This window comes from Citrobacter sp. Awk 2 (assembly GCF_028069815.1).
Taxonomy (GTDB): Bacteria; Pseudomonadota; Gammaproteobacteria; order Enterobacterales; family Enterobacteriaceae; genus Citrobacter.
The window spans coordinates 1-3,199 of record NZ_JANEWL010000181.1 but is presented as its reverse complement, the minus strand read 5'-3'; the positions used below and the strand labels follow the sequence as shown (position 1 = coordinate 3,199).

The following is a 3,199-nucleotide window of genomic DNA, read 5'->3' as shown; positions in this document are numbered from 1 at the left end:
GTAGGTGATACTTGCGTGAGCAAGATTGAAGACATGTGAATATGGAGGAGTTATGTTGCCAGGACGCTGCAAGAACGCAATTATTATTAGTAAATTACCTATCATACAAACTGGGCTTAAAGGGGTAATGCAGGCGCATTTCTCCGATTACAAACTGACCTACTGCCGCTCCGTAGAAGAACTGACATTGCTGCAACTGCGGCGTTCAGATCTGGTCATCGCTGATTTAACCGGAGATTGTAGCCATCCGCGTTCGATCTGCGAACAATATTATTCTTTGTTACCCCAATACCGTGATATTCACTGGGTCTTTCTCGTTTCTCGAAATTATTATCCTGTGGCCGTTGAGTTGCTGATGTGTCCAATCAGTACGCTTTTATCCGATGCCGAACCGATCGACAGTTTAGTAAATGCTATTGATGCGGGGAATGTTTATGCTGACAGAATTAGCCCGGTATTGCTCTCTCCGGTAATAACACCAGAAAGACAGGATCCTAGCGTACATTCAATTATTCTGACGCTATCTGAACGGAAAGTGCTACGGCTTCTGGGAAAGGGCTGGGGGATTAATCAGATTGCCACATTACTTAAAAAAAGTAATAAGACCATCAGCGCCCAGAAAAATAGTGCGATGCGTCGTCTGTCAATACACAGCAATGCGGAGATGTATGCCTGGATAAATAGTTCTCAAGGAGCACGAGAATTGAATCTACCTTCAGTTTATGGAGAGACCACGGAATGGAAGACAGAAGTATCAAAAGAAATGTCGCACTGGTAGAAAAGTGTGTAATGAGCAGTGTGGGTATTTATAATTTATTTAATGCCAGACCGAATAACCAATACCGACTCCATCCCTTTTCACGACAGCCAGCCTTCAGCCAGGCGATGTCACAGACGTCATTTTCCGCGGTTATTTTTTCACTTTCCGCGAAAAGAACCGATCGCCGCACCGGTCTGGCTTACCTGACGGAGCTGGCGGTGAAACACCCTCGCATCAAGCGAGTAGTCATTGCCGATGATGATGATGAGGCGCGGTTAATTGGCTCGCTGTCACCATCACCACTGGATGCCGTGATTAGCAAAGCATCCACGCTGAGTGTGTTACAGGAAGAATTATTTGCAGCGCTGGAGTGTGTCAGAGGGGAAACAGAGGATACAAAAAAACTCTGGTATATCAATCAATGTCGCATGCTTAGCCCAACCGAGCGCGAAATTCTGCGCTATATGTCGAATGGCTATTCGATGCTGCAGATTGCGATTGAGCTTGAGCGAAACATTAAAACGATTCGCGCGCATAAATTTAATGTGATGTCCAAACTGGGTGTGAGTTCGGATGCCGGGTTACTGGACGCTGCCGATATTCTGTTGCATGTACGCTCTGCAGAACCGTCATCTTTTCGTCGTACTGCCCCGTTATGGCGCGCTTGAGAAAAGGTGTATCAGCTTAGTTATTGGCATGGAAAGGCACATCGATCACTGGCACACATCAACCCAGGTCGCCGCAGTCAGTTCTGCTATCCTCTCTGGCGTGATGCGAACCGCGCTATGAGTGGCTCCAGCCGCAGGGAGCACTTCAGTGTAGTGTTTCAACGAGACATCACAGTACACCGATATTGGTGTCTCCAGGCCGAAAGGACATACGCCTCCCACGGGATGGCCTGTTGCGATGACCACTTCATCGCTACTCAGCATGCGCGCTTTGGCACCAAACGTATTTTTCAGTTTTTTATTATCGAGGCGCGCATCTCCTCTGGCGACGACCAGGATAATGTCGTTTTTCACCTTTAGTGACAGCGTTTTTGCTATCTGCCCTGGTTCGACGTTATGGGCTTTTGCGGCCAGATCGACGGTGGCGGTGCTTTGATCTAATTCGATGATTTCAATATCTGGCGCATGTTGCGCAAAAAACTGCCGCACTGATTGCAAACTCACTCTTTTCTCCCTCTCGCTTATCCGCAGCCCTGTATAGCAGAAAACCGCCTGGCGTAATTTGTCATAGGCGAAGCGTTACTGTAAATATTTTATTGTAACAACATAGCAACATCGGCAGTTTTTCGATCACCTTCACAATCAAAGAAACCGGTTACAGTAACCGGTTGCAGAATGTTGAAATGGCGATTAATACTGAAGCTGTCACTTCCTCTGTATCACATAATAAGAGCCATCTATGAAACTTAACTTTAATAGCGGTAGCGCTGGCGTTCCTCCCGGCACGGTTGCGAAAAGTGGTAACGGGCCTTACGTGGTGGTGTTGATACCAGCACATTTACAGGGTTTTGCACAACAGGAGAGCGGCTATGTCTACTAACCATGCTGTGTTTAATGTGATTTTCCGCTTTGTTGAAAACTACGTTAGCCCTGTCGCCGGACGCATTTCTTCACAACGTCATGTGATGGCAATACGTGATGGTTTCATTTCGGCAATGCCGTTTATGATTGTAGGATCTTTTCTGCTGGTTTTTGCCTATCCTCCTTTTTCGCCGGATACCACCTGGGGATTTGCCCGCGCATGGCTGGATCTGGCAAAACAATTTGAAGGCCAGATACTCACGCCGTTTGATATGACGATGGGGATCATGTCGGTCTATATATGTGCCGCCATTGCTTACAATCTGGGTAAACACTATGTGAAGTCGTATCAGCTGGATCCGTTTATGTGCGCGATGCTGTCCATCATGGCGTTTTTACTGATTGCTGCACCGAAAACCAAAGGTTCGATGCCGGTTGATAGCCTGGGAGGGACGGGGATTTTCACCGCGATCCTCGTGGCGATTTATTGCGTTGAGATGATGCGGTTCCTAAAGGCACACAACATCGGGATCCGCTTACCCGATCAAGTGCCGCCGATGATCAAAAACTCATTTGATCTCCTGATCCCAGTGCTGGTTGTGGTATTGACGCTGTACCCGCTGAGCCTGGTGATACAGTCGCAGTTTGATATGCTGATCCCTCAGGCCATTATGGCAATCTTTAAACCGCTGGTGTCTGCTGCCGATTCTCTTCCGGCGATACTGCTGGCGGTATTGATAGGCCACCTGCTGTGGTTTGCCGGGATTCACGGGGCGGCGATTGTGTCCGGGATGCTGCAAATGTTCTGGCTGACCAACCTCGGCATGAATCAATCGGCGTTGGCGCAGGGGGCTCCTTTGCCGCATATCTTTATGGAAGCGTTCTGGACGTTCTTCATCGTGGTGGGGGG

5 protein-coding genes are annotated in these 3,199 nt (G+C 48.2%); 4 read left to right on the top strand and 1 reads right to left on the bottom strand.

What is annotated here, in order from left to right; genetic code table 11:
• Nucleotides 1-52 precede the first annotated feature (52 nt).
• Both NNO02_RS22880 and bglJ read left to right on the top strand, forming a co-directional pair.
• A complete protein-coding gene (locus NNO02_RS22880; protein WP_271455835.1) occupies nt 53-778 on the top strand; it encodes a helix-turn-helix transcriptional regulator in 726 nt (241 codons plus the stop codon).
• Nucleotides 739-1,428: a DNA-binding transcriptional activator BglJ gene (gene bglJ, locus NNO02_RS22875; protein ID WP_271441720.1), complete on the top strand. Its 690-nt coding sequence runs from the start codon at nt 739-741 to the stop codon at nt 1,426-1,428. Before NNO02_RS22880 ends, bglJ begins: the two co-directional genes overlap by 40 nt.
• Nucleotides 1,429-1,473: 45 nt before the next feature.
• On the opposite strand, the gene NNO02_RS22870 is transcribed toward bglJ, so the two are convergent.
• Nucleotides 1,474-1,932 (bottom strand): YbaK/EbsC family protein, encoded by a 459-nt coding sequence (locus tag NNO02_RS22870; RefSeq protein ID WP_271455834.1) that lies wholly within the window; start codon nt 1,930-1,932, stop codon nt 1,474-1,476.
• A gap of 235 nt (nt 1,933-2,167) precedes the next feature.
• Between NNO02_RS22870 and NNO02_RS22865 the strand changes: the two genes are divergently transcribed.
• A complete protein-coding gene (locus NNO02_RS22865) occupies nt 2,168-2,308 on the top strand; it encodes a hypothetical protein (RefSeq protein ID WP_271441718.1) in 141 nt (46 codons plus the stop codon).
• On the top strand, nt 2,298-3,199 hold a 902-nt coding region (locus NNO02_RS22860; protein WP_271455833.1), incomplete at its 3' end, for a PTS sugar transporter subunit IIC. The genes NNO02_RS22865 and NNO02_RS22860, both read left to right, overlap by 11 nt.

What these genes read in the sequence shown, in the direction of transcription:
- bglJ (WP_271441720.1), top strand. Translation starts at nt 739, where the DNA reads ATGGAAGACAGAAGTATCAAAAGAAATGTCGCACTGGTAGAAAAGTGT.
- NNO02_RS22880 (WP_271455835.1), top strand. Translation starts at nt 53, where the DNA reads ATGTTGCCAGGACGCTGCAAGAACGCAATTATTATTAGTAAATTACCT.
- NNO02_RS22865 (WP_271441718.1), top strand. Translation starts at nt 2,168, where the DNA reads ATGAAACTTAACTTTAATAGCGGTAGCGCTGGCGTTCCTCCCGGCACG.